Genomic DNA, 23564 nt, shown 5'->3' with positions numbered 1-23564 from the left:
GCCCGCTTCGCTCGCGAGTGCGCGTGTGCCGCGACACGGGCAAATCATCTGAACGCCAGGTCAGGGGGAGGGCGTGAGGGAGTCGGTCCAGGCGCGCTGTTCGGCGGTGTCCGGGACGGCGAGGCCGCGGGCGCGGGCGATGCGTGCCCAGGCGGTGTCGGCGTCCAGGCCGTCGAGGATCTGCACGGATGCCGCGAGCAGGGAGGACCGGCCGATGCCCGCGCGGCAGTGGAACACCAGGTGGGCGCCGGACCGGAGGAGGGCGGTCAACTCGTCGAGTGTGGGCCGTATTTGGGCGTGGTCGGGGGTGGTGAAGTCCGGGATCGGCAGGCTGTGGAAGCGGAGGCCGGCCGCGACGGCGAGCTCCGGTTCGGCGGTGAGGCCGAGTTCGGCGCACTCCGGCGCGGTCAGGGCGCTGACCAGGTCGGTGACCCCGGCGGCGGCGAGGGCCGCCAACTCGTCGGCCAGCCACTCGCCGCCGCGTGGGCGGGCCATGGTGCTCAGGCGGCCGGGGGCGGGTCGTTCGACGGTGAACAGGGTGGGGCGCATGATATTCCTTCTGCGGCGACGGGCTTTTGCTGGTTTCGATGGTCGGAAATAGCCGTGAGGGAACGGGAGTTGGACCTGTTCCTGCGGTGGCTGGCCCGCTGCGGAGGAGCACCAGAACGGCCGGTGGCCGGGCTTGCTCGGCAGGTGCGGGTGGAGGTGCGCGGTGTGGAGAAACTCGCGCAGCTGTCGAAGATAGTACCGGTTTGCGGGCGATGCGTGAGGGGCCGGGGTCGGCGGCCGCGGGTCCGGCGAAGGACTTTACCCACACAGGGTGGTGACATTGCATCAGCTTGGTGCGTGTTATCTTCGCGATCGAAACATCGGAGCAAGATCCCGAGGGGGGAGATCATGCGTCGACGCGTGATCCGTACTGCGGCGGCCGGCCTGCTGGCCGCCGCCGCCATGGTCGGCCTGGTGCCGACCGCCCAGGCCGCCGATCCGGTGCCGCCGTCGCCCAAGTGCACGCTGTCGCAGGACCCGTGGCCGGGCTCGGTCGAGCTCTACCGGGGGCGCGAACTGCGGGCGGGTGACAGCCTGGTCGCCATGGACAAGGTCTCCAGCCTGGTGATGGAGGCCGACGGCAACCTGGTGCTCTACCTGCTCAACTCCACGGGCGGCCCGAAGCACGTGATCTGGAGCAGCGGCACCTCGGGCCACCCCGGCGCCTACGCCGTCCTGCAGGCCGACAGCAACTTCGTGGTGTACCAGGCCGGCGGCAGCGCGGAGACCGGCGGCGCGCTCTGGTCCTCCGGCACCCAGGGGCAGCGCAGCGGCGTCGTGCGGCTCTACCCGGGCGGCACCCTCTCGGTCGCGACCGACGGCCGAGGCTGGTCGACCTACACCTTCGAGACGCCGTCCGCCTTCTGCCCCGGGATCCCGGGGTCGCGGGGGCTGATCACCTCGGGTTCGTGGACCCAGTCCGCCTCGGTCTGGCTGGTCGTCCAGCCGGACGGGAACATCGTGATGTACCGCAAGCGCGACGACAAGGTGCTGTGGTCCTCCGGCACCTGGGGCAACCCCGGAGCCATGCTGCAGATGCAGGAGGACGGCAACCTGGTGCTCTACAAGCCCGCCGCCCAACTGACGGACGCGATCTGGTCCACCGGCACCTCGTGGAGCCCCGGCGCGTACGCCCTGCTCCAGGACGACGGCAACTTCGTCATCTACAAGCGCGGCGGCGGCGCGATCTGGTCCACCGGGACCTGGGGGCAGTAACTCCCCGCGCACGACGCCGAAGAGCGCCATTCCTGCCCGGGTGGCGCTCTTTGCGTGTGGTGGCGTCCGCCACGCCGTCGTGCTCGAACTCACCGTCCTCGCATGGGTGCTGGAACACGGGCGGCGGACGTGCTGCCCCATTTGCCGCCGAATGGCCGGCAACCCGGCACACTGGACCTCATGAGTTCCCCCACCAGCCACCTTCCCCCCGCCCCGATCGCCGACTCGATCACCGATGGGGACGCCGTCCGGCCGCCGCTGACCGAGGCCCGGCGGGCCGAGTTGCTCGACTCGCTCAACGAGGCCGTCCGGCACCCCGAACTCTTCGGCGGTACGGCGGCCGTGGTCGAACTGCTCAACACGCTGGCCGCCGCCGACCCGGACGGCGAGCGTGGTACGTGCTGGATCGCCGACACCAACTCCCGCACCATCTCCACCCTGTTGCGCGGCAGCTTCGGCGAGGCCGACCCGCCGCTGGTCGCCTCCCAGTACGGCGAGGACGCCCACCGGCGGGGCTGGCTGCGGCTGGACCGGGCGCTGGGCGGTGAGGAGTTGCGGCAGCTGTTGGACCGGGTGCTGGACTGGGCCGAGGACCGCCGTCAACTGGCCGATGTCATCGCCGAGTTCGGTGAGCCCTCGGTGGTGTACGGCGATCCGGCGCCGGACGCCCCGAAGACCCTCGGCTATGCGAGCGAGGACCGGGACGCCCCGGTCGCCGTGTTCCACTTCGGGGCGCAGGGCGTGCTGTACGCGGTGCGGATCGGCGAGAACCCGCTCGGTGACTGGGCGCTCACCCCGGCGGGCCTGAAGCTGTTCCACTGAGCGCGGGAGTCAGTGGCGCGCGCGGTGGGACAGCGCCCAGGCGGCGATGCCGACGCGGTTGCGGGTGGCGAGTTTGCGCTGGATGTTGGCCAGGTGGTTCTTGACGGTGCCGGGGGAGAGGAACAGGTCGGCCGCGATCTCGGCGTTGGTCGCGCCGTCCGAGACCAGCTCGGCGATCTGCCGCTCGCGCGGGCTGAGGGCCTCGCGCGGGGCCTGCTGGGACGGCTCCGGCGGGGCGTAGTGGCGTAGCAGTCGGAGGGTCAACTGCGGGCTGATCAGGGTGTCTCCGGCCATCGCGGCGCGGATCGCCTCTGCCAGCAGGGCGGGGCTGGAGCGCTTGAGCAGGAACCCGCTGGCCCCGTGGCGGAGCGCCGTGTGGACGTACTCGTCGAGGTCGAAGGTGGTGACGACGACCACCCGGAGCGGGTCGGCGACGTCCGGGCCGGCCAGCTGGCAGGTGAGGTCCAGGCCGTCCAGGTGGGGCATGCGGATGTCCGCGAGAACGACGTCCGGCCGTATCCGGCGGGCGAGTTGGAGGGCGGTGCGGCCGTCGGGGGCGTCGGCGACGACCTGCATGTCCGGCTGGGCGTCGAGGATGATTCGGTACGCGGTGCGGATGTCCTCGTGGTCGTCGGCGAGCAGGATCCGGATGGTCACGGGGTCTCCGGGTGAGGGGTCGGGGCATGTGGGGTTTGCGGGAAGGCGGCGATGATCTGCCAGCCGTCCGGGACGGAGCCGGCGTGGAACGTGCCGCCGAGGGCCTCGACCCGGGCGGCCAGACCCGCCAGGCCGTGACCGCCGCGCGAACGCGAACGCCGGGCGGCGGACGGGCCGTCGTTGTGCACGAGCAGCTCCAACTTGTCGCCGGTGCGGGCGAGTTCGATCCGGACGGTGCGGGCGGTCGGGGCGTGGCGGCGGACGTTGGTGAGTGCCTCGACGGCGATCCGGTGGACGGTGGCGGCGCACTCACGTCCCACCGGGCCTGCGTCGATGGCGAGTTGGACGGTCGGGCCGCCGGTGGCCGTGAACCGGGCGGCCAGCTCCGGGAGTTCGTCCAGGCTGCGGTGTGTCGTGCGGTCGGAACCGTCCTCGGGCCGGTCGGGGGTGCGCAGCAGGTCGACCGTGCGGTCCAGCGAGGAGAGGGCCTGCTGCCCGGCCTGCTCGATCCGGGCGAACAGCGCGGCCGCCCGGTCCGGTGACTGCTCGGCGAGCAGCGCCCCGGCCTGCGCCAGCGCGACCATCCCGCTGACGTCGTGGGCGACGAAGTCGTGCAGGTCGTGGGCGAGTTCGAGCCGCTGGGCGTGCCGGGCGGCGGCCACGGCCCGCTCGCGCTGACGGTCGAGCGAGTGCAGGTAGCGGCCGACCGTGCAGGCGACGGCCACCGCGAGGGCGCCGAACGCGAACAGTGGCGGCTCGAAGCCGACGAAGCGCATCGGCCAGCCGAGCGTGGCCAGCGCCGGCCACAGCGCCGAGCGGTGCCGCCCGTGCCGGACCGCGAGCGCCACCAGGCCCAGCAGCGCGGCGAGTTCGACCACCCCGGCCAGCCCCACGGCGGGCGCCCCGGCACGGTACGGACCGGCCCACCCGGCGGCGAGACTGAGCGCGACGGAGAGCGCCGCCGCCGGTTCGGTCCGTCGGGGCCGGTACAGCGCCCACGTGATCACCGCTCCGGACACCGCGAACCCCGCTGCGTCCCAAACGAGTTCGCTGCTCATAAGCGCACTCCGGCGGGTGCTGCTGTTGTGGTGGGCCGCTCTCGCGTGTACGCGGCTGCCCCTTGGTCCCCGTTCATGTGATCACCCTAGGGGCGACCGGGCCGGGTGCGGGTGTGCCGATCGGCACATCTCCGGCCCGGGGCTTGGCCGTTCGGCATCTGCCGGCGGGGTGGGGGCGGGCAGCAGAGTCTTCGGTGTGGCCGGCGGTCGGCCGGCCAGGCACGAGAAGAGGACGAGCAGTGAGTGAGAACATGGAACCAGCACCGCGGTGGGCCGTACGGGCGGCGCGGGCGGCGGCCTGGTCGGTGGTGCCGTCGGGCCTGTGGCGGGTTGCGCTGGGTGCGGGTCTCCCGGTGGGCTTCCACGGAGACCTGGAGCGGATGTTCGGCCGCTGGATGCCCGGCTGGGGCACGGTCTACGTGCTGGCTCTGAGCGCGCTGGCGGAGGCACTGGCGTTCTTGACGATCGGCCTGGTCCGCCCCTGGGGGCGGCGGGTGCCCCGTTGGGCCCCTGCTTTCGGCGGCCGGATCTTCCCCGCCTGGGTGGCCCTGTTCCCGGCCACCCTGGGGGCACTGGCGGTGACGGCGGTGACCTGGTCCGCGGCAATGGGCCCGTGGCAGCACAACATGAGCAACCCGGACTCGCCGCACGGCCTCGCGGGCGTGATCATGACCCTGTGCTACCTGCCCCTGGTGGCCTGGGGCCCGCTCCTGGCGGCGGTCACGGTGGACCACGCCCGCCGCGCCCACAACGCGTCCAGGGTGGTCGCGGTCCGGGTCTGAGACTCCCTTGCCAATGCAGCCACCGACTCGCCCTGGGCGTCCGCCAGTTGGCGGATCCCAGGGCGGTGGGTGCATTAACAAGGGAGAACTTCGGGGCGAACAGAGGCAGCTCAGGAGGGATTCCGCTTCCGGACGTCGTCTGTGCACACATAGCGTTCGCGGCGTGACGATGTGCGTCCGGTTCGTGCGTGTGTGCGGGGCGGGCGGGCGTGCGGCGCCGTGGCCGAGGGCGGTCTCGGGCCGGTGGAGACCCGGGGGGTGGCGGGCAGTGCGCGGGGAGGGCCTGGGTACGGAGCGGGCGGCGAACGGGCGGTTCCAGTGGCAGTTGAAGGCGTTGAACGGGCGGGTGGTGGCGGTGTCCTCGTCCGTCTACGACTCCCCCGGGGACGCCGAGCGGGCGTTCGCCGAACTGGTGGCGCTGGGGCCGGCGTTGGTGGCGCGGATCACCCATGTGCGGGGTGGGCTGGGCTGGACCTGGGTGGTGCCGGGGGTGCGGGGTAATCCGCTGGTCAAGTCCAGTCGGGCGTACGAGCGTTACGCGACGTGCCAGAACGCGTTCCGCCGGTTCATGGCGTTGCTGGCCCGGATGGCGGAGACCGCCGCGCCCGGGGCCGGGCGGTGAGCGGCCCGCGGCTGGTGCCGGTGCGCGGTGCGGACGGACGGGCCGGATGGTCGCTGGTCGCCGCGAACGGGCGGCGGCTGGCCACGGCCGTCCGGGGCTACCGTTCGGAGCCGGAACTGGCGTCCGGTGTGGCCGAGTTGCTCGCCGAGCGGGCGGCCCTGCGGTTCGTGCTCAGTCAGAGCGAGGACCGGCAGTGGACCTGGACCGCGTACCTGCCCGCCCGCAGTACCCGGGCCGGGGCGGGCGGCGGGGAGGCGGTGGCCCGCAGCGCCCGGGGCTACCTGCGGCGCGACCAGTGCCGGCAGAGCGTGACCGGGTTCCTGCAGGGCGTCGAGCACGTGCGGCGGATGTGGCGAACGTCCGGGAATCCCTGGTGAGTCGAGGTGTGCGAAACGGGCTCCCGGATGCTCACGAGGGGGGTTCGTGTTTGTCCGGGCGGTGTCGGTGGTGCGGGGGTGAAGCGGAGATGGCCGAGGTGCCCCCGTGAGCACACCTGGAGAAGAACGTGTCCATGGCGGGGAGGAAGGGTGAAGGTGCCCCAATCAGCCCTCTGGCCAGGAAGGTTGCGAGAGCGCGGCAAGGGCGGACGGCGGGGCGGGGGAGTCGGGAGAGTCTTCCGGGCGGCGGTCGGCAGCGGCGAGGATCACTCCGCCGGGAAGCCGCGGAGCTGCCCGGTACCGGACCCCGCCAGGTCCGGTCCAGCGAGGCACGATCCCCCTCGGAGGAAGAGGACCATGCGTCACACCGCTGCCAAGGCGCTCGCGGCCGTTGCGTTCACCGCCGCCCTGTCGACTGTTGCCACCGTTCCCGCCATGGCGGACCCCGCCGCTCTCCCCGCCGCGAAGGACATCGTCGGCGTGGGCTCGGACACCACGCAGGCGCTGTTCACCCAGTTCTCCACCGACTACAACGCGACCCTGCCGGCCACCGACACCACCACGCCGCGCCTGTACAGCTGGGACGCCACCGGCACCAGCCCGATCACCCCGAAGTCGGGCGGCTCCACGATCGCCCGCCCGAACGGCTCGGGCGCCGGCATCAGCGCGCTGAACGCCACCAACAACCTCACCCTGGACTTCGCCCGTTCCTCCCGCGCCGCCCAGTCCACCGACCCGGCGAGCGACGACTTCGTCGCCTTCGCGAAGGACGCGGTCACCTGGTCCGCCCCGAGCGGCGGCCTCGCCCCGGCGAACCTGACCACCGCGAACCTGGTCGACATCTACACCTGCGTCAAGACCGACTGGTCGCAGCTCGGCGGCGGCAACGGCGCCATCAAGGCGTACCTGCCGCAGAGCGGCTCCGGCACCCGCTCCTTCTTCCTGCAGGCCATCGGCAACGTCACCCCGGGTGCCTGCGTCACCAGCGGCCCGGAGGAGAACGAGGGCACCGACTCCCGCCTGACCGACCCCGGCGCCGTCTTCCCGTACTCCGTCGGCCACTACGTGGGCCAGCTGAACGGCCACACCACCAGCACCGACAACCGCGGCCTGCTGACCCTGCGCAACGTCAACGGCGTCGCGCCGCTGACCCCGACCAACACCCTGAGCCCCGCCTTCGCCGGCGGCAGCTACGGCCGCGTGCTGTTCAACGTGCTGCGGGACGGCGACTACACCGCCACCACCACCCAGGGCACCGCGCTGCGCGCCATCTTCGGCCCCACCGGCTGGATCTGCGGCCCGACCGGCCGCGCCGACATCATCAGCTACGGCTTCCTGCCGCTGCCGGGCGCCGGCTGCGGCGCGATCATCCACTGACCTTCCGCCCTGCTCAACCACCGCCGCCCGTCCCGCAGTTCACCGGGGACGGGCGGCGGCCCACGCGCCGTGCACGACGTACCCCGCACCCAGTTCGAAGGAGCCACGATGTCCCGCACGTTCGCCCGGATCGCCGCCGCTGCCGCCGGCCTCGCGATCGCCGTCACCGCCGCCTCCGCGACCACCGCCTCGGCCGCGCCCGCGGCCGGCAACGCGGTGATCCGCGAGAGCAACGCGTTCTTCCAGCAGGCCGCGCAGGCGGGCATCGTGGCCGTGCCGCTGCCCACCGCGACCGCCGGGTACGACGCGAACACCGGCCTGTCGGCGAGCTTCCCCGTCACCGACGGCTCCGGCAACCTCGCCCAGTTCTACGGGAACATCCAGTTCGGCGGCGGCCTGCTGTTCGTCGACGCGCGGACCGGCAGCGCGGTCGCCTTCCGCCAGTTGGCGTTCTCCGTCGACAACTGGCAGGTCACCGGCGTCCCGGACGGCTCCACCACCCCCGTCGCGCTGTTCGACCCGGCCGGCGACACCGTGGTCACCAAGAGCGGCACCACCCAGAACCTGTCGGCCTCCTCGCTGACGCTCGACCCGGTCGGCGCGCAGTACCTGGACGGCAAGCTGCGCACCTCGTTCTTCACCGCGGGCCAGAGCGTCGGCTCCTTCACGGTCGCCTACACGCCCGCCTCCTGACGCATCGTCACACACGCAACTCCCGCACCGCCCGACCCAGCAGGGTCGGGCGGTACGCGCCTTCGTGACCTGATGACACGTCAGTTCTCTTGATTCGAGCACCAATTGGGGCCTCGTACACCTGGTGGACAGCATCCGGTCAGACGTGAATGGCCGAATATCGTCGGAGCCGCCGAACGTCGCCGCTCCGCTCCCTGTCATCCGTGCGTGCCTGCTCCGGTGCGCCGTCGCCGGAGGTGCTGTGCCGATGAGAGTCCGCCCGTCAGGGGCCAGAACCCGATCACGCCCGTTGCAGGCCTGGCTGGCGGCCGTGCTGACGTGGACGCTGGGCGCCGCGGCCGTCCTGCTGCCGCTCGGCGGGACGGCCGTCCAGCAGGCGCAGGCCGCCGCCGGTACGACCGTGCCCGGGCCGCCCCGCTGGGACCCGTTCACCTGGACGAGCGGGCCGCGCGGCTCCGTCACCGTCACGCCGACCAGCGGCCTCGGGAACCAGGTGCTGCACGTCAGTTGGACCGGATTCACGCCGACCGTGGACGCCGACTTCCAGCCCGTTCCGGTGGTGCAGAACCCGCACGGGAACTCCGGCTTCGACAAGGTCGCCCGCTACCCGGTGCGGATCTACCAGTGCCGCGGCGAGGACCCGAAGGTCACCGACTGCTACGGCTCCAGCCTGTACAACGCCGACCCCGCCAAGGGCTTCCTCCAGGAGCGGCCCGCGCCCGGCACCAACACGCCCGAGTTCCCGTCCAACATGGCGATAGCGGCCACCCGTCCGGACGGCAGCGGCGAGGCGGACATCGAGGTGTGGACCGCGCAGCAGAGCCAGACCCTGGGCTGCGACCCCAAGCACAAGTGCTCGCTGGTGATCGAGGCCAACTACGGCGGCGACTCGATCGGCGCGAACCAGTATCCGATCGGCGAGATCAACTGCGACGACCACTCGGTCGACTCCGACGGCGTGTTCAACACCGCGAGCGACAACGTGGTGGCCGTGGAGAACACCGGCGGCAAGCGCTGGGCCAGCGGCGAGGCCTGCTCCTGGGCCAACCACGTCGTGGTGCCGCTGGACTTCGGCCCCACCCCGGCGGCGTGCGTCGCCAAGAACGCCGACTTCACCGCGATCGGCCTGGAGATGGCCGACCGCGCCGTCCAGCAGTGGCGGACCGGCCTGTGCCAGGGCAGCAACCCGCTGACCGTCCAGTACACCTCGGGCGGCGGCGAGCCGCAGGCCCGGTCGGCGTTCCTCGGCGGCTCCGGCGCCGACATCGCGCTCACCTCGATCCCCGACCGCAACCCGGCGGGCCGCCCGTACGTGTACGCGCCGCTGGCCAACAGCGCGATCTCGGTGGTCTTCCTGGTCGACGACGGAGACAGCCACCGGCAGATCCGCAGCCTGAAACTCAACCAGCGGCTGCTGGCCAAGATGCTGACCCAGAGCTACCGGCTCGGCACCGACGACGGGACCGACAGCGTCAAGGGCAACCCGATGTGCGTGTTCGCCGACCCCGAGTTCCTGAAGCTCAACCCGTCCGGCGCCAACGGCCCCACCTGGCCCGGCTGCCTGGCCGGCGGCACCTTCGCCGCCACCGCCCCGATCGTGGTCGGCGGCACCACCGACCTGGTCACCCGGCTGACCACCTGGATCGCCGCCGACCCGGACGCCGCCGAGTTCCTCCAGGGCGCCGCCGACCCGTGGGACGCGCACGTCAACACCAAGTACCTGCGCTCCAGTTACCCCGGCTTCCCGGTCGACGCGTTCCAGCCGCAGGACTACTCCGGCAAGAACAACTGGAAGCAGTACGAGTGGAACCCGGTGCTCGGCGGCCTCGGCCAGGTGCTGCGGATGACCCTGGAGGTCCGGCCGTCCTGCCTGAACCCCGATGAAGTCCAGGGCCAGCACGCCAAGTGCATCAGCCAGGACAACGGCAAGCGCGCCCTGTTCGCCATCATGGACTCCGGACAGGCCCAGGCGATGAGCCTGCCCGAAGCCCAACTCCCCAACCCCGCAGGCGGCTTCACCACTCCGACGATCGGCGCCATGCAGGCCGCCGCCGCCGACATGCCGCTCGACGCCGCCACCGGCACCCAGCAACTGCCGTACGGCGACGGCGACTCGGCGTACGCCAAGGACAGCAAGGCCTACCCGCTGACCATGGTCCAGTACGCCATGGTGCCCACCCGCGGCCTGCCCGAGGACAAGGCCGGCGCGGTCACCCGCTTCCTGCGCACCGTCACCGACCCCGGCCAGGGGCAGATCTACGGCCGCCAGCCCGGCCAACTCGCCGCCGGATTCACCGGTCTGACAGACAATCAGCTCAAGGCGGCGAAGGCCGCGGCCGGACACGTCGCCGCCCAGGACAGCGCCCTGCCCGGCAACCAGACCGCGCCCGGATCCGGCGAGGGCGGCAACTCCGGTGGAAACGGCGGAGGTTCGGAAGGCGGCGGCGGAAACCCCGGCGGCGGTGGCGGCGGTGCCGGTACTGCCGACGGCGCCCCCGGCGGCGGCACCCCGAGCGACAACGCCGCCCCCGGAGGCAGCGCCAAGCCCAGCGGCAGCGCCTCGCCCACGCTCGGCGCCAAGGCCGTCGGCCAGTCCGCCGCCGACCGGGCCGGCCTCGCCCGCCTGCTGCTGCCCGTGATCCTCGCCACCGGCGCCGTCCTGCTGGTCGGCGGACCCGCCGCGCTGCTCCTCGGCGGCACCCCCGCCGGCGCCGAGCTGCGCCGCCGGGCAGGCCGGATCGGCGCCCGCCTGTTCGGCCGCTGATCCGCCCCGTCGGGCGGGCGCCCCGCGCGCCCGCCCGACCCGCGGCAGACCGACGTCCCGCCCCACGAACCCTCACTGCGCGGAGAGTTGACACCATGACCGCCGCCGTCCAGCCGACGGAAACCCGCGTCCCACCACCCGACGCCGACCGGCCCCGGCCGATCAGCGCCCCCGCCTCGCCCGCCGACCGGGCCTTCCGCGGCCTGCTGCGCGCCGCCGGCCTGTCCGTGTTCGCGCTGATGGGCCTGATCGCGTTCTTCCTGCTGCTGCGCGGCACGGAGGCGCTGGACGCCGTCGGCTGGTCCTTCCTCACCGAGCAGCGCTGGCGCACCGCCGCACACTCCTTCGGCATCGCCGCGGTACTGCCCGACGGAATCCTGATCGCCGTGATCGCGCTGTGCATCGCGGTACCGGTCGCGCTCACCGCCGCGCTGTTCATCTCCGAGTACGCGCCCGTCCGGCTGCGGCCGACGCTGATCTCGCTGGTCGACCTGATGGCCGCCGTCCCCAGCATCGTCTACGGCCTGTGGGGCCTGTTCTTCCTCCAGCCGCGGATCGTCGGCCTGTGCCGCTGGCTGGCCGTCCACCTCGGCGGGGCGCTGCCGTTCCTGGAGGTGCGCACCGGCGACATCGCCACCTCCTACACCTCGTCCACGTTCATCGCCGGCACCGTGGTCTCCCTGATGATCATCCCGATCATCACCTCGCTCAGCCGCGAGGTGTTCTCACAGGCCCCTGCCGGTGAACGCGAGGGCGCGTACGCGCTCGGCTCCACCCGCTGGGGCATGGTCCGCACCGTGGTGCTGCCATTCGGACGCGGCGGCATGATCGGCGCCGTGATGCTCGGCTTCGGCCGCGCGATGGGCGAGACCATCGCCGTCGCGCTGATCATCTCGCCGGTGTTCCGGCTCTCCTGGCACGTCCTGGAGAACGGCGGCAACTCGATCTCCTCACTGATCGCACTGCGCTTCAGCGAGTCCGACACCCTCTCGCTGTCCGCGCTGATGGCCGCCGGACTGGTGCTCTTCGCCCTCACCCTGCTGGTCAACGTGGCCGCCGGGTTCATCATCAGCCGGTCCCGGTCCGGCGCCTCGACCTCGGACTGACCGGAGGGCCGACAATGACAACAATCGATGCACAGAACGTAATTGACGGTCCATCAGATTCGGGAGAGCAGCAGCGGATCCGCCTCGGCGGCGTCACCCGCGAGGAAGTCCTCACCATGGTGGGCGCCGGCGCCGGCTCGCTCGCCCTGGACTGGCTGCTGTACGAGCGCATCCTGCCGTTCAGTGGCGCGTTCGGCTTCCTGCTCTGCTGGTACCTGCTGTTCCTCGCCCTCTACGCGATCGCCGGACGCCTCCAATGGGACGCCCTGACGGTCCGCGAACGCCTCGCCACCGCGCTCGCCTGGAGCTCCGGCCTGCTGGTGCTCGCCCTCATCGGCGACCAGATCGGCTATGTGGCGTACCGGGGAGTGGACGCCGCCCGGCACCTCAACTTCTTCACCGAGACCATGCGGAGCACCGCCGCACTCGACCCGATCACCTCCGGCGGCTGCCTGCACGCCGTGGTCGGCTCGCTCGAACAGCTCGGCATGGCCACCCTGTTCTCGGTGCCGCTCGGCGTCCTCACCGCGGTCTTCCTGGTCGAGGCCGGCCAGACCCGGCGCGGCGCCCGCCTGGTCAAGCCCGTCCGGGTGCTGGTCGAGGCGATGACCGCGCTGCCGTCGATCGTCGCCGGACTGTTCGTCCTCGGCGTGGTCGTCCTCACCCTCGGCGTGGAGAAGAGCGGCTTCGCGGCGTCCCTCGCGCTCACCGTGATGATGATGCCGATCATCACCCGCGCTGCCGAGGTCGTCGTCAGGCTCGTCCCCGGCACCCTCAAGGAGGCGTCCTACGCGCTCGGCGCCAGCCAGTGGCGCACCGTGTGGCACGTGGTGCTGCCCACCGCCCGGCCCGGACTGACCACCGCCGTCGTGCTCGGCATGGCCCGCGGCGTCGGCGAGACCAGCCCGGTGCTGCTCACCGCCGGCTTCACCACCCGGCTCAACCTGGACGCCTTCCACGGCAACCAGACCAGCCTGCCGCTGTTCGTCTGGAACTACATCAAGCAGCCCTACCCCGACATGGTGGCCCGGGCGTTCGCCGCCGGACTCACCCTGATGGCCGTGGTGCTGATCCTGTTCGTCACCGCCCGCATCCTCGGCCGGCACCGCACCCCGACCGACCGGCGCACCCGCCGTCCGCTGCGCCGGGCTCGCGCTGACGCTTCCAACGCGCTTGTGCAGGAGGCGAACTGATGACCACTCAGCCGATAAGGAAGATCCGTCCCGTGCGACTCCGTCACTTGACGTCGGCGCTGCTCGCCGCCGCGCTCGCCCTGCCCGCCGCACTGCTCGGCGCGACACCCGCGTACGCCTCCACCTCGCTCAAGGCGGACGGCTCCAGCTGGGCCGGGCCGGCCATCGACCAGTGGCGGCGCGACGTCCAACCGATGGGCATCGAGATCGACTTCACCGGCAACGGCTCGGCCGCCGGCCGCGTCCAGTGGTCGATCGGCCAGGACGACTTCACCGCCTCCGACGTGCCGTTCCGATCCAAGCCCGACAGCGGCGTCAACGGCGGCGGGGCCAGCAACGGCCAGGGGCAGGCGGAGAACCCGGTGTACGCCTACTCGTACGTGCCGATCACCGCCGGTGGCACCGCGCTGATGTACCACCTGGAGGTCGGCGGCAAGCGGGTCAACGACCTGCGGCTGTCCCCGGACACCATCGTCGACATCTTCACCAACAAGATCACCTCCTGGGACGACCCGAAGATCACCGCCGACTACGGCCGCGCGCTGCCGAAGATCCCGATCACCCCGGTGGTGCGCTCCGACGGCTCCGGTGCCAGCGCCCAGTTCACCCGCTGGATGGAACACACCCACAAGGGCCAGTGGGACGCCTACTGCACCCAGGTCAACGGCGTCAGCTGCGGCGACTACACCGAGTTCTTCCCCGCCGCCGGCCGGATGACCGCGCAGAACGGCTCCGACGTGGTGGCGAACTACGTCCAGTCGCCGACCGGCATCGGCGCGATCGGCTACGACGAGTACGCGTTCGCCAAGCGCAGCGGCTGGCCCGTCGTCAAGGTGCTCAACCCGGCCGGGTACTACACCCTGCCGACCGCGTCGAACGTCGCCGTCGCGCTGACCGCCGCGAAGATCCGCGGCGTGGACGACAACACCTCCACCAGCGACCCCGACTACCTGCAGCAGAACCTCGACGGCGTCTACACCAACAACGACCCGCGCTCCTACCCGATCTCCTCCTACAGCTACCTGATCGTGCCGCGGGCCGGCACCTCGATGCCGGTGACGCCGAAGTTCAACGACGCGAAGGGCAGCGCGCTCAGCCGCTACCTGGCGTACGTGCTGTGCGGCGGCCAGCACGAGGCCGACGACCTCGGCTACTCGCCGATCCCGCGCAACCTGGTGCGCGGCGGGCTGCTCCAGACCCAGCACATTCCCGGCAACGCCAGCCCCGTCGATCCGAACACCCTCTCCAACTGCCCCAACCCGACCTTCGATTCGGGCGGCCAGCTGATCGTGCTGAAGAACGCCGCGCAGCCCAGCCCCTGCGACAAGAAGGGCAGCCCGCTGGACTGCACCGTGCAGAACGGCCAGGCCGTGAACACCGGTGGCGGCAAGAAGTCCGGTGGCGGCAACGGCGGTTCGGGCACGGGGGACAACGGCGGCGGCGCCGGCGCCGGCTCCGGTGATGCCGGGTCCGGCGGTGGGACCGGAACGCAGGCCGTCGATCCGCAGACCGGCGAGCTCGTCGACAACTCCGGCTCCGGTGGCGGCGGTTCGAGCGGCAACGCACCCGGGACGGTGGTCGCGCTCGGCGGGCGCCCGCAGGACTGGCTGCTGTCCACCCTCACCGCGCTCGAACTGCTCGGCGTGGTGACCGTCCCGCCGCTGCTGGCCGCGTGGTGGCGTCGCCGCAACTCCACGGCGGGGCCCCGGTGAGCTTCGTGACCGCCGCAACAGACCTGGCACCCCGTCCTGTTGGCACCGCACCCGAGGAGAACGGGATGACCGCGACCGCCGTGGAGCGGCCCCCCGTGTCGCCCTCCAAGACCGGTAGTTCTACTGCGCCCGGCCGCGGGCGGCGGCGACTGCTGGCCGTCGCCTGGTCGGTGACACTCGCCGCCGTGCTGCTGCTCGGCTTCGTCGGCTACCTGTTCGCGCTCTCCGGACTGCAGGAGGCGCGCCACCAGACCACCGCCTACGCCACCCTGCGCGACCAGCTCGGCAAGGCCACCGCGCCCACCGGGCCGACCACCGACGGTGCGCCGGTGGCCGTGCTTGACATCCCGGCGCTCGGCCTGCACCAGGCCGTCGTGGTCGAGGGCACCGGCGGCCGCGACCTGATGCGCGGCCCCGGCCACCGCCGCGACACCGTACTGCCCGGACAGCCCGGCGTGGCCGTACTGTTCGGCCGCTCCACCGCGTTCGGCGCCCCGTTCGCCGGACTCGCCGGACTGCACGTCGGCGACGGCATCGACATCACCACCGGCCAGGGCACCTTCCACTACACCGTCAACACGTCCGGCGACGGCGACCACCCGATCCGGGACACCGCGCCCAACCGGCTGGTCCTCGTCACCGGGGACTCCGACTGGATCCCCACCAGCACCGTGCTGATCGGCGCCCGCCTCGACGGCGAGCCCGAGGCGCTCGGCGCCCGCCGCCCCGCCGCCGCACCTACGGACAAGGCGCTGGCCGCCGACAAGGGCGCCCTGTCAGCGCTCCAACTCTGGTCGCTGGCCCTGCTGCTGTCCGTCGTCGGCGCCGGAGTGACGGCCCGGCACTGGCGGCGCAGCGCGACCTACCTGTGCTTCGCGCCGGTCGCCGCCGCGCTGCTGTGGGCGGTGTACGAGAACGCCGCCGCGCTGCTGCCCAACGTCTACTGACCCCGCTGCTTTCCCCGTTCTGCCGCTCGTACTGCCGCTCGTACTGCCGCTTGTACTGCCGTCTGTACTGCCGCTTGTACTTCCGCTTGCCGGAGAGGACCCGTCCGCCCATGACCGAGACCGCACAACCGTCGTACACCGCAGCCGAGTTGGTGAAGGACCCGACCGATCCGCCGACCGTTCCGCTGCCCGCCGTCGCTCCCTCGGGGACGCTCTCCGGACTCGAGACCCGCGACCTGACCGCCTGGTTCGGGCAGCGCAAGGTGCTGGAGCGGGTCTCGTTGCAGATGCGGGCCGGCGAGATCACCGCGCTGATCGGACCGTCCGGCTGCGGCAAGTCCACCTACCTGCGAATCCTCAACCGGATGCACGAGATGGTGCGCGGCGCGGCACTGGCCGGCGAGGTGCTGCTCGACGGCGAGGACGTGTACGCCACCGGCCGCCGCCCCGCCGAGGTCCGGCGCCGGATCGGCATGGTGTTCCAGCGGCCCAACCCGTTCCCCGCAATGTCGTTGTACGACAACGTGATCAGCGGGCTGAAGCTGGCCGGCATCAAGGCGAGCCGCGACGAACGCGACCACCTGGTGGAGTCCAGCCTGCGCCAGGCCGGCCTCTGGACCGAGGTCAGCAACCGCCTCGGCACCCCCGGCGGCGCACTCTCCGGCGGCCAGCAGCAACGCCTGTGCATCGCCCGCTCGCTGGCCGTCTCCCCGGACATCCTGCTGATGGACGAACCCTGCTCCGCCCTCGACCCGACCTCCACCCGCCGCATCGAGGAGACCATCGCCGAGCTGCGCCACCGCCTGACCATCGTCATCGTCACCCACAACATGCAGCAGGCGCAGCGGGTTTCGCAGTCCTGTGCGTTCTTCCTCGCCTCCCACGACACCCCCGGCCGGATCGTCGAAGCGGGCCCCACCGAGCGCCTGTTCACCGACCCCGCAGACCCGCGCACCGCGGACTACGTCAACGGCCGCTTCGGCTGAGCCCTTACCGCTTGCGCCGCTCCGGCCCGAATGACGGTGTGTCACATCCGGGCCGGGCGGCGCGAACGCCTAGCGTGGACGGGGCGACCGTTGATGTGGACCGCGGTGCAACCTGCCGGAGTCACCTCGTCAAGTCGCCGCGTCACCACGCCTTCACCGTCACTGAGGAGAGCGCAGACCATGACTGTCAGCCTGCCCGAGCTCACCGGGGACTACGTCCTCGACCCCGCCCACACCCGGATCGGCTTCGTCGCCCGACACGCCATGGTCACCAAAGTGCGCGGCGCCTTCCACCAGTTCGAGGGCACCGCGCACCTGGACGGCGCCGACCCCTCGCGCTCCACCGGCGAGTTGGTCATCAAGGCCGCCAGCATCGACACCGGCGTCGAGCAGCGCGACCAGCACCTGCGCACCAACGACTTCCTGGACGCGCCGAACTTCCCCGACATCACCTTCCGCACCACCTCCGTCGAGAAGAAGTCCGACACCGACTACCGGGTCACCGGCAACCTCACCATCAAGGACACCACCCGCCCGGTCACCATCGACTTCGAGTACACCGGCAACGCGGTCGACCCGTACGGCAACCTGCGGGTCGGCCTGGAGGGCTCGGTGACCATCAGCCGCAAGGACTACGGCGTCACCTGGAACGCCGCCCTGGAGGGCGGCGGCGTACTGGTCGGCGACAAGGTGGTGCTCGAGTTCGACGTCTCCGCCATCAAGCAGAAGTAGCGACTCGTCAACCTCCGTTGACCCGCCGCAGCGGGAAACCGCTTTCCCGCTGCGGCCGGTGACCCGGCCCCAACCCTCGGACGACCTGCCCGCGCCGTACCATGTGGACCCGCCCGTCCATCGGACGCATACAACACCCCACCCGGGGAAGGCGGTTGCGGACATCGGAACGAGGAGACCCGCCTGATGCGCACGTGCGTCGAACGCCACCTGCCCGTCCACGTGTTCGGCCCGACCGGGGGACGCCGCACCATGATCTGCGGCTACCACCCCCGCGACCCGTACGCCGTCCGGCTCACCTTCCCCGACGGCGCCCCCGACGGCGGCGTCACCTGGCTCATCGCCCGCGACCTCCTCGCCGCCGGCCTGGCCGGCCCCGCCGGCAACGGCGCCGTCCGCATCCGCCCCTGGCCCAACGGCCGCCTCCGCCTGGCCTTCCGCGGCACCGACGGCACCCGCGCCACCGTCCTCGCCCCCACCGCCCCCCTCACCGAATTCCTCACCGCCACCCACACCCTCGTCCCCCCGGGCACCGAACCCACCCACCAGCCGGCCCCCGACAACGCCGCCCCCCTCTTCCCGGGCCCGCACCCGCCGCTGACGACGGACCACCCGTGACGAGTTGCCTCGGGCGGGGTGTCAGGAGCAGGGCTCGTCGCTCCAGCCGTTGGCCCAGAGCGGATCGGTGCTCGGTCGTGGGGCACGCTCGGCCCTGAGTAGGGCTTCGTGGCGTCCGCGCAGCGCAGTGATGTCTTCGCCCCAAGCTTCCAGTGCGTGAAGCGCGTTCTCGCGGTGGTAGGCCGTGGCGGAGGTTGCGAGCTCGGTCCTGACCCGGTCCGCGATCAGCGGGCGGTGGTGGGCAAGTCGAGCCTGGAGCAACACCTCTGCGGCGGCGTCCAGGGCTGCCAGCCGGACTCCCGGATCGGGGTCGTCCAGGGGTGCGCGGCGCCTCAGGCTCGTCGGGTCAGCAGTGGTCCAGCGGAACCCAGTTGATGCTGGCCAACAGTGCCTGCGCACCCACCCCCGACCCCGCACGGCGACGCGTCACGCTATTTGCCAACCGGGGCGATTACGACGAGCAGAAGCACGATCGCCCCCACGGAGACGGCGAAGCAGGCGAGGACGACACCGATCATGCCGAGTGCCGTGGCCCGCGTGGACAGGTTCTGCTTGACGATCGCGGCGTTGCCGAAGGCGCCGACCGCGGCGACGGCCGCGCCGACCGGGCCGGCGATGAAGATCGTGGCGAAGGGGAGCAGGATGAGGGCGACCTGCCAGCCCTTCATGTAGGTGAAGAGGCCGACCTTGGCGGTGCGGTTGTTGGGTGGGGGGAAGGTGGGCTGATCGGTCATGGGACTCACTTTCGGGTGCCCTGGCTGGAGCGTTGGTGGCTGAGGGGGGCGGTCGGCCGGTGACCGGGCCTGACGGGTAGTCGGAGGGCGTTGTCGAGAAGGTCGGACGGCGCGCAACCAGCCGGTCAGGGGCGGTGGTTGAAGACGCGGGCCGTGTCCTGGAGGGCCGGCGTGAAACGGCCGACGTCCGCGGCTCGGGTCGCCGGCGCCGGGCCACCCGGGCGCAGTCGCCTCCGCGAGCGCCGACTACAGGGCCTCGCGTGCGGCGGTGACATCCGAATCAGCGCCCGCACCCCACCAGCTCACCGCCGTCCGGCTCGGCGACCGCGCTTCTTCCGCGGCCTGCGCGGGGGCGTCACGTCAGTTGCCGATCGCGGCGGCTATCAGTGCGGCCGCCACCAGGAAGACGACTCCGCTGGCGAGGACGACGCCGATCATGCTGAGGGCCTTGACCGGCGTGGACAGGTTCGTCTTGGCGATCGCGGCGTTGCTGAGTGCGCCGATGGCGCCGATGGCTCCGCCGATCGCGCCGCCGGCGAAGAGCAGGGCGAGGGGGATGAGGGTGAGGGCGAGTTGCCAGCCGTTGAGGTGGCCGAAGCGGCCGCCACTGGCGCTGGAGTCGTTGAGCGGGGTGAGCATGGGCTGCTTGGTCATGGGGGTTCGCTTTCGGGGGCGTTGGGGAAGGGCGGCCCCGCGCGGGCGACGGCTCCGGGGTGGTGTCCCGGCGGGCGTTCGGGTGCCCTGGCGGGAGCGTTGGTGGACGAGGATAGCAGTCGGCCGTTGACCAGCCTCGATGGGTGGTTGCCGAGGGGAACGCCCAATTCAGGGGCGGAGGTTGAAGACTCGGGCCGCGTCCTGGAGGGCCGCCGTGAAGCGGTCGATGCCGGCGGCGCGGGTGAAGAGCGCGGGCGTGACCCGGACGCAGTTGCCGCCGTGGGGCCGCCGCGGCGGACGGTGAAGATGCGGTGGCGGTCCATCAGGTAGCGGGCGATGGCCTCGTTGTCGGCCTGGGAGGTGCGGCCGGCGATGCGGAAGGAGGTGATGGCCCCGTACATCGTGGGGTCGTCGGGGGTGAGGATCTGGACGTTGCCCAGGGTCCGGCAGGTGCGACCCAGCGGTCGCGGAGGTGGCGCAGGCGGGCTTGTTTGGCGGGGGCCGCGCCGAGGGCGTGATGGAGGTCGAGGGCCGCGGGCAGGGCGAGGACGGTGGCGGCGTCCAGGGTGCCGTTGTGGACGCGGGAGCGGAGGTCGTCGGGTGGGTAGGTCTCGTCGGCGAATGCGCGGTCGATGTCGTCGAGGCGTTCGCGGCGGACGTGGAGGAAGCCGAGGCCGAGCGGCGCGCCGATCCACTTGTGCAGGCTGACGGCGACGAAGTCCGCGCCGAGGTCCGGGTGGTGACGGTAGCGCGGGCGGCGGTCCGGAGCGGCCTTCGTCCCCCGTGCGGGTGATGCCGCAATGGGGCCCGACGTCAACGCTGTTCGAACCCCGGGCCCGTGCGGCTGCGGGCGAGAGCGGGACGGCGCGGGCGTCGAATCGCACACGTCCTCACGGGGGCCTTACGTGTCCGGTCGGGTACGTTCGGTGACGTGACGGAACGGTTCGGTGGGCGACGCGAGTGGAGGCTCCTGTACGTCGTCGCCGTGCTGTCCGCGCTGCTCCACCTGCTGGCCTGCGCGCATGGCCCGTTCACCGGCATCTCGCCCAGCGCGGACTCGGTGCCGAGCGCGGCGGCGCACTGCCCGTCGCCGTCGGATCGGCCCGACGGTCCGTCGCACCAGGAGGAGTGCCAGGGGGCCGACCAGCCGGCGACGGCGGACCAGCACGAGACGGGTCCCCATGCCGCCTCGGTCGCGCTGCCCGCCCCGGCGCCGCGCATCGCGGCGACTCAACCGCCGTACGTACGCGCCGCGGTGGACCGCGGCGGCACCACGAGAGCGGCACTGGGCAGCTGGCGGACCTGACCGGGCCCGCCGTCGCGGCATGCCCCCGTGCCCCTGCTGGGCACCCGGCGCCGCGCCGGCCGCACGCGCCCCGTCCGCCCGTCACCACAGCGGTCTGCCTCCTTTCGGATCGGCGGACCGCAGGAGAGCCCTGCCATGACCCACGCCGTCGCACGCCCCGAAGTCCCCGCCACCCCCGTCCAGTTGATCGCCGCCGCGGCCCGGCCCGCCCACACACCCGCCGGCCTGGTCGGTGACACGCCGATGCTGTGGATCGGCGAGCCCTTCACCTCCCCGGGCCGCGGCTTCTGGGCGAAACTCGAAGGCCGCAACCCCGGCGGCATCAAGGACCGCCCGGCCCTGCACATGGTCCGCGCCGCCCGCGAACGCGGCGAACTGCGGCCCGGAGCCCGGATCGTGGAGTCGACCTCCGGCACTCTCGGCCTGGGCCTCGCGCTGGCCGGAGTCACCTACGGCCACCCCGTCACCGTCGTCACCGACCCCGACATCGAACCCCTGATGACCGGAATGCTCGCCGCCCACGGCGCCGAGGTCGTCGTCGTGAACACCCCGCACCCGCAAGGCGGTTGGCAGCAGGCCCGGCGCGACGAGGTCCGCGAACTGCTCGCCGCCCACCCCGGCTCCTGGTGCCCCGACCAGTACAACAACCCCGACAACGTCACCGCCTACCGGCCGCTCGCCCACGAGCTCATCGCCCAACTCGGCCGCATCGATGCCCTGGTGGTCAGCGTCGGCACCGGCGGCCACTCGGCCGGCGTCGCGGGCGTCCTGCGGACCTACTTCCCCCGGCTGCGCGTGGTCGGCGTGGACGCCACCGGCTCCACCATCTTCGGCCAGCCCGCCACCACCCGCCTGATGCGCGGCCTCGGCAGCAGCATCCACCCCCGCAACGTCGACCACCGGCTCTTCGACGAGGTCCACTGGGTCGCCGCCCCCGAAGCCGTCTGGGCCGCCCGCGCCCTCGCCATCTCCCGTTACGCCAGCGGCGGTTGGAGCGTCGGCGCGGTCGCCCTCGTGGCCCGCTGGCTCGCCGCCACCAGCGCACCCGAGACCCGGATCGCCGCGATCTTCCCCGACGGCCCCCAGCGCTACATCGGCACCGTCTTCAACGACGACTACTGCCGCACCCACGGCCTGCTCGGCCACCGGCCGCCCGAGCGTCCCGACGAGATCGGCCACCCCCGCGAACGCGCCGTCACCCGCTGGACCCGCTGCCGGACCGTCCTCAACCCCCTTGCCGCGCAGCCCGGTTCGGAGGCCGCCCGATGAAGACGCTCTGGCAGCAGACCCGCCGCTTCAGCCCCACCGCCCGGCTGCTGATGGCCAACCAGTTCGCCATCAACCTCGCCTTCTACATGCTGATGCCCTACCTGGCCACCCACCTCGCCGACGACCTCCAACTCGCCGCCTGGACCGTCGGGTTGATCCTCGGCGTCCGCAACCTCTCCCAGCAGGGCATGTTCCTGATCGGCGGCACCATCGCCGACCGCTACGGCTACCGCGCCCCCATCGTCGCCGGATGCCTGCTGCGCACCGCCGGATTCGCGCTGCTCGGCTGGGCCGACTCGGTGCCCGCCCTGCTCGCCGCCTCCGCCGCCACCGGCTTCGCCGGTGCCCTGTTCAACCCGGCCGTCCGCGCCTACCTGGCCGCCGAGGCCGGCGAGCACCGGGTCGACGCCTTCGCCACCTTCAACGTCTACTACCAGGCCGGCATGCTGCTCGGCCCACTCGTCGGACTCGCTCTGCTCACCGCCGACTTCGCCGCCGTCTGCACCGCCGCGGCCGCGATCTTCGCCGCCCTGTCGCTGCTCCAGTGGCGCGCCCTGCCGCCCCGTCGCCGCTCACCGGCTGAAGTCGCCCCGGCGGATGGCGTGTTGGCGCAGTGGCGAACCGTCGTCTCCAACCGGCCCTTCCTGCTGTTCTCCGCCGCGATGATCGGCTCGTACGTGCTGACCTTCCAGGTCTACCTCGCCCTGCCCCTCGCCGCCGACCTGATGCTCGGCAGCGACGGCACCAAGGCCACCACCGGACTGTTCATCGTCTCCGCCGCCGTCGCGGTCGCCGGACAACTGCGCCTGACCGGCTGGGCCAAACGCACCTGGACGCCGTCGCAGGCCCTGGTCCGCGGACTCGCCGCGATGGGGCTGGCGTTCGTCCCGCTCGCCCTGCTGCCCCGGCACGCCGGCTGGGCGGGCACGGCCCTTCAACTCGCCACGCTCACCGCCGCGGTGGCGGTGCTCGCGGCGGCCGGCGCCGTCGTCTACCCCTTCGAAATGGACACGGTCGTCACGCTCTCCGGCAACCGCCTCGTCGCCACCCACTACGGCCTCTACAACACCGTGTCGGGGCTCGGCATCACCCTCGGCAACCTCGCCACCGGCGCCCTCTGGGACCACTCCGCCCAGCACGGCACCCTCTTCGTCCCCTGGCTCACCCTCACCGCCACCGGCCTGCTCTGCGGCCTCGCCGTCCACCACCTCGCCCGCACCGGCCGCCTCGGCCGAGCCCCGGCGGGCCCGGAACCGGCGCCGACCTGGCAGGTCGGAGGGCCGAACTGCCGTGCAGCCGAGCGAAATTGACAAACTGTCGTGCTCGACGTAGAGGCGTCGCGGATCGCCGACGTCTCTACGTCACGCACGCCCGAGGCCGCCCCGTGCCGG

The 23564-nt window shown here is 72.3% G+C and carries 24 protein-coding genes; 18 read left to right on the top strand and 6 right to left on the bottom strand.

Annotated features, from left to right (window positions below; translation table 11 throughout):
* Positions 1 to 60: 60 nt before the first annotated feature.
* A complete protein-coding gene (locus tag ACFYS8_RS18745; protein ID WP_387642604.1) occupies positions 61 to 549 on the bottom strand; it encodes a tyrosine protein phosphatase in 489 nt (162 codons plus the stop codon).
* A gap of 348 nt (positions 550 to 897) precedes the next feature.
* On the opposite strand from ACFYS8_RS18745, the gene ACFYS8_RS18740 reads away from it, so the two are divergent.
* A complete protein-coding gene (locus ACFYS8_RS18740) occupies positions 898 to 1764 on the top strand; it encodes a hypothetical protein (RefSeq protein WP_387642603.1) in 867 nt (288 codons plus the stop codon).
* 180 nt (positions 1765 to 1944) lie between these two features.
* Positions 1945 to 2586, top strand: a complete 642-nt coding sequence (locus tag ACFYS8_RS18735) for a hypothetical protein (protein WP_387642602.1) — start codon at positions 1945 to 1947, stop codon at positions 2584 to 2586.
* 9 nt (positions 2587 to 2595) lie between these two features.
* Here the strand turns inward: ACFYS8_RS18735 and ACFYS8_RS18730 are convergent, their stop codons facing one another.
* Both ACFYS8_RS18730 and ACFYS8_RS18725 read right to left on the bottom strand, forming a co-directional pair.
* The gene (locus ACFYS8_RS18730; RefSeq protein ID WP_387642601.1) at positions 2596 to 3243 is read right to left on the bottom strand and encodes a response regulator; all 648 of its coding nucleotides are present in this window, start codon (positions 3241 to 3243) and stop codon (positions 2596 to 2598) included.
* Positions 3240 to 4301 carry a sensor histidine kinase gene (locus ACFYS8_RS18725; RefSeq protein WP_387642600.1) on the bottom strand — a complete coding sequence of 354 codons (1062 nt, stop codon included), beginning with the start codon at positions 4299 to 4301 and terminating at the stop codon, positions 3240 to 3242. The genes ACFYS8_RS18730 and ACFYS8_RS18725 overlap by 4 nt, the downstream gene beginning before the upstream one ends.
* Positions 4302 to 4552: 251 nt before the next feature.
* On the opposite strand from ACFYS8_RS18725, the gene ACFYS8_RS18720 reads away from it, so the two are divergent.
* From ACFYS8_RS18720 to ACFYS8_RS18660, 13 genes are all read left to right on the top strand, one after another.
* A complete protein-coding gene (locus ACFYS8_RS18720) occupies positions 4553 to 5083 on the top strand; it encodes a hypothetical protein (RefSeq protein WP_387642599.1) in 531 nt (176 codons plus the stop codon).
* A gap of 268 nt (positions 5084 to 5351) precedes the next feature.
* Positions 5352 to 5705 carry a DUF1508 domain-containing protein gene (locus tag ACFYS8_RS18715; protein WP_387642598.1) on the top strand — a complete coding sequence of 118 codons (354 nt, stop codon included), beginning with the start codon at positions 5352 to 5354 and terminating at the stop codon, positions 5703 to 5705.
* Positions 5702 to 6082, top strand: coding sequence for a hypothetical protein (locus tag ACFYS8_RS18710; RefSeq protein WP_387642597.1), 381 nt, complete (start codon positions 5702 to 5704; stop codon positions 6080 to 6082). The genes ACFYS8_RS18715 and ACFYS8_RS18710 overlap by 4 nt, the downstream gene beginning before the upstream one ends.
* 357 nt (positions 6083 to 6439) lie before the next feature.
* The gene (locus ACFYS8_RS18705; protein ID WP_387642595.1) at positions 6440 to 7459 is read left to right on the top strand and encodes a PstS family phosphate ABC transporter substrate-binding protein; all 1020 of its coding nucleotides are present in this window, start codon (positions 6440 to 6442) and stop codon (positions 7457 to 7459) included.
* Between the two features lie 108 nt (positions 7460 to 7567).
* Positions 7568 to 8152, top strand: coding sequence for a hypothetical protein (locus tag ACFYS8_RS18700; RefSeq protein WP_387642593.1), 585 nt, complete (start codon positions 7568 to 7570; stop codon positions 8150 to 8152).
* 289 nt (positions 8153 to 8441) lie between these two features.
* Positions 8442 to 10916, top strand: a complete 2475-nt coding sequence (locus ACFYS8_RS18695; RefSeq protein ID WP_387642591.1) for a hypothetical protein — start codon at positions 8442 to 8444, stop codon at positions 10914 to 10916.
* A 95-nt stretch (positions 10917 to 11011) separates the two neighbouring features.
* Entirely contained in the window at positions 11012 to 12022 is a 1011-nt protein-coding gene (gene pstC, locus ACFYS8_RS18690; protein ID WP_387642589.1) for a phosphate ABC transporter permease subunit PstC, read from the top strand.
* Between the two features lie 14 nt (positions 12023 to 12036).
* Positions 12037 to 13215, top strand: coding sequence for a phosphate ABC transporter permease PstA (pstA, locus tag ACFYS8_RS18685; RefSeq protein WP_387642587.1), 1179 nt, complete (start codon positions 12037 to 12039; stop codon positions 13213 to 13215).
* A 32-nt stretch (positions 13216 to 13247) separates the two neighbouring features.
* Positions 13248 to 14927, top strand: coding sequence for a substrate-binding domain-containing protein (locus ACFYS8_RS18680; protein WP_387642585.1), 1680 nt, complete (start codon positions 13248 to 13250; stop codon positions 14925 to 14927).
* Positions 14928 to 14992: 65 nt separating this feature from the next.
* Positions 14993 to 15874, top strand: a complete 882-nt coding sequence (locus tag ACFYS8_RS18675; protein WP_387642583.1) for a sortase domain-bontaining protein — start codon at positions 14993 to 14995, stop codon at positions 15872 to 15874.
* 110 nt (positions 15875 to 15984) lie between these two features.
* Positions 15985 to 16860: a phosphate ABC transporter ATP-binding protein gene (locus ACFYS8_RS18670; protein ID WP_387642581.1), complete on the top strand. Its 876-nt coding sequence runs from the start codon at positions 15985 to 15987 to the stop codon at positions 16858 to 16860.
* A gap of 180 nt (positions 16861 to 17040) precedes the next feature.
* Complete coding sequence (locus ACFYS8_RS18665; protein WP_387642579.1) at positions 17041 to 17592, top strand: YceI family protein; 552 nt, start codon at positions 17041 to 17043, stop codon at positions 17590 to 17592.
* 186 nt (positions 17593 to 17778) lie between these two features.
* Positions 17779 to 18210, top strand: coding sequence for an SsgA family sporulation/cell division regulator (locus ACFYS8_RS18660; RefSeq protein ID WP_387642577.1), 432 nt, complete (start codon positions 17779 to 17781; stop codon positions 18208 to 18210).
* Positions 18211 to 18641: 431 nt separating this feature from the next.
* Here ACFYS8_RS18660 and ACFYS8_RS18655 read toward each other — a convergent pair whose 3' ends face one another.
* From ACFYS8_RS18655 to ACFYS8_RS18645, 3 genes are all read right to left on the bottom strand, one after another.
* A complete protein-coding gene (locus ACFYS8_RS18655) occupies positions 18642 to 18944 on the bottom strand; it encodes a hypothetical protein (protein ID WP_387642575.1) in 303 nt (100 codons plus the stop codon).
* A 360-nt stretch (positions 18945 to 19304) separates the two neighbouring features.
* Positions 19305 to 19598 (bottom strand): hypothetical protein, encoded by a 294-nt coding sequence (locus ACFYS8_RS18650; RefSeq protein WP_387642574.1) that lies wholly within the window; start codon positions 19596 to 19598, stop codon positions 19305 to 19307.
* Positions 19599 to 19920: 322 nt separating this feature from the next.
* Positions 19921 to 20484, bottom strand: coding sequence for an aminotransferase class V-fold PLP-dependent enzyme (locus tag ACFYS8_RS18645; RefSeq protein ID WP_387642572.1), 564 nt, complete (start codon positions 20482 to 20484; stop codon positions 19921 to 19923).
* 45 nt (positions 20485 to 20529) lie between these two features.
* Here ACFYS8_RS18645 and ACFYS8_RS18640 point away from each other — a divergent pair, with 45 nt between their 5' ends.
* The 3 genes from ACFYS8_RS18640 to ACFYS8_RS18630 all read left to right on the top strand — a co-directional run bounded on the left by ACFYS8_RS18640 (position 20530) and on the right by ACFYS8_RS18630 (position 23483).
* Positions 20530 to 20904, top strand: a complete 375-nt coding sequence (locus ACFYS8_RS18640) for a hypothetical protein (protein WP_387642570.1) — start codon at positions 20530 to 20532, stop codon at positions 20902 to 20904.
* A 135-nt stretch (positions 20905 to 21039) separates the two neighbouring features.
* Positions 21040 to 22173: a PLP-dependent cysteine synthase family protein gene (locus ACFYS8_RS18635; RefSeq protein ID WP_387642569.1), complete on the top strand. Its 1134-nt coding sequence runs from the start codon at positions 21040 to 21042 to the stop codon at positions 22171 to 22173.
* Positions 22170 to 23483 carry an MFS transporter gene (locus tag ACFYS8_RS18630; RefSeq protein WP_387642567.1) on the top strand — a complete coding sequence of 438 codons (1314 nt, stop codon included), beginning with the start codon at positions 22170 to 22172 and terminating at the stop codon, positions 23481 to 23483. Before ACFYS8_RS18635 ends, ACFYS8_RS18630 begins: the two co-directional genes overlap by 4 nt.
* Positions 23484 to 23564: the final 81 nt, after the last annotated feature.

Source organism: Kitasatospora sp. NPDC004615, from assembly GCF_042873545.1.
Taxonomy (GTDB): domain Bacteria; phylum Actinomycetota; class Actinomycetes; order Streptomycetales; family Streptomycetaceae; genus Kitasatospora.
This window is presented reverse-complemented; position numbering and strand designations above follow the sequence as displayed.

Excerpts from the sequence above, each read along its gene's own strand:
- ACFYS8_RS18705 (WP_387642595.1), top strand. The coding sequence starts at position 6,440 with ATGCGTCACACCGCTGCCAAGGCGCTCGCGGCCGTTGCGTTCACCGCC.
- ACFYS8_RS18725 (WP_387642600.1), bottom strand. The coding sequence starts at position 4,301 with ATGAGCAGCGAACTCGTTTGGGACGCAGCGGGGTTCGCGGTGTCCGGA.
- ACFYS8_RS18635 (WP_387642569.1), top strand. The coding sequence starts at position 21,040 with ATGACCCACGCCGTCGCACGCCCCGAAGTCCCCGCCACCCCCGTCCAG.
- ACFYS8_RS18650 (WP_387642574.1), bottom strand. The coding sequence starts at position 19,598 with ATGACCAAGCAGCCCATGCTCACCCCGCTCAACGACTCCAGCGCCAGT.
- ACFYS8_RS18660 (WP_387642577.1), top strand. The coding sequence starts at position 17,779 with ATGCGCACGTGCGTCGAACGCCACCTGCCCGTCCACGTGTTCGGCCCG.
- pstA (WP_387642587.1), top strand. The coding sequence starts at position 12,037 with ATGACAACAATCGATGCACAGAACGTAATTGACGGTCCATCAGATTCG.
- ACFYS8_RS18655 (WP_387642575.1), bottom strand. The coding sequence starts at position 18,944 with ATGACCGATCAGCCCACCTTCCCCCCACCCAACAACCGCACCGCCAAG.
- ACFYS8_RS18670 (WP_387642581.1), top strand. The coding sequence starts at position 15,985 with ATGACCGAGACCGCACAACCGTCGTACACCGCAGCCGAGTTGGTGAAG.
- ACFYS8_RS18665 (WP_387642579.1), top strand. The coding sequence starts at position 17,041 with ATGACTGTCAGCCTGCCCGAGCTCACCGGGGACTACGTCCTCGACCCC.
- ACFYS8_RS18630 (WP_387642567.1), top strand. The coding sequence starts at position 22,170 with ATGAAGACGCTCTGGCAGCAGACCCGCCGCTTCAGCCCCACCGCCCGG.
- pstC (WP_387642589.1), top strand. The coding sequence starts at position 11,012 with ATGACCGCCGCCGTCCAGCCGACGGAAACCCGCGTCCCACCACCCGAC.
- ACFYS8_RS18700 (WP_387642593.1), top strand. The coding sequence starts at position 7,568 with ATGTCCCGCACGTTCGCCCGGATCGCCGCCGCTGCCGCCGGCCTCGCG.
- ACFYS8_RS18675 (WP_387642583.1), top strand. The coding sequence starts at position 14,993 with ATGACCGCGACCGCCGTGGAGCGGCCCCCCGTGTCGCCCTCCAAGACC.
- ACFYS8_RS18740 (WP_387642603.1), top strand. The coding sequence starts at position 898 with ATGCGTCGACGCGTGATCCGTACTGCGGCGGCCGGCCTGCTGGCCGCC.
- ACFYS8_RS18720 (WP_387642599.1), top strand. The coding sequence starts at position 4,553 with ATGGAACCAGCACCGCGGTGGGCCGTACGGGCGGCGCGGGCGGCGGCC.
- ACFYS8_RS18745 (WP_387642604.1), bottom strand. The coding sequence starts at position 549 with ATGCGCCCCACCCTGTTCACCGTCGAACGACCCGCCCCCGGCCGCCTG.
- ACFYS8_RS18735 (WP_387642602.1), top strand. The coding sequence starts at position 1,945 with ATGAGTTCCCCCACCAGCCACCTTCCCCCCGCCCCGATCGCCGACTCG.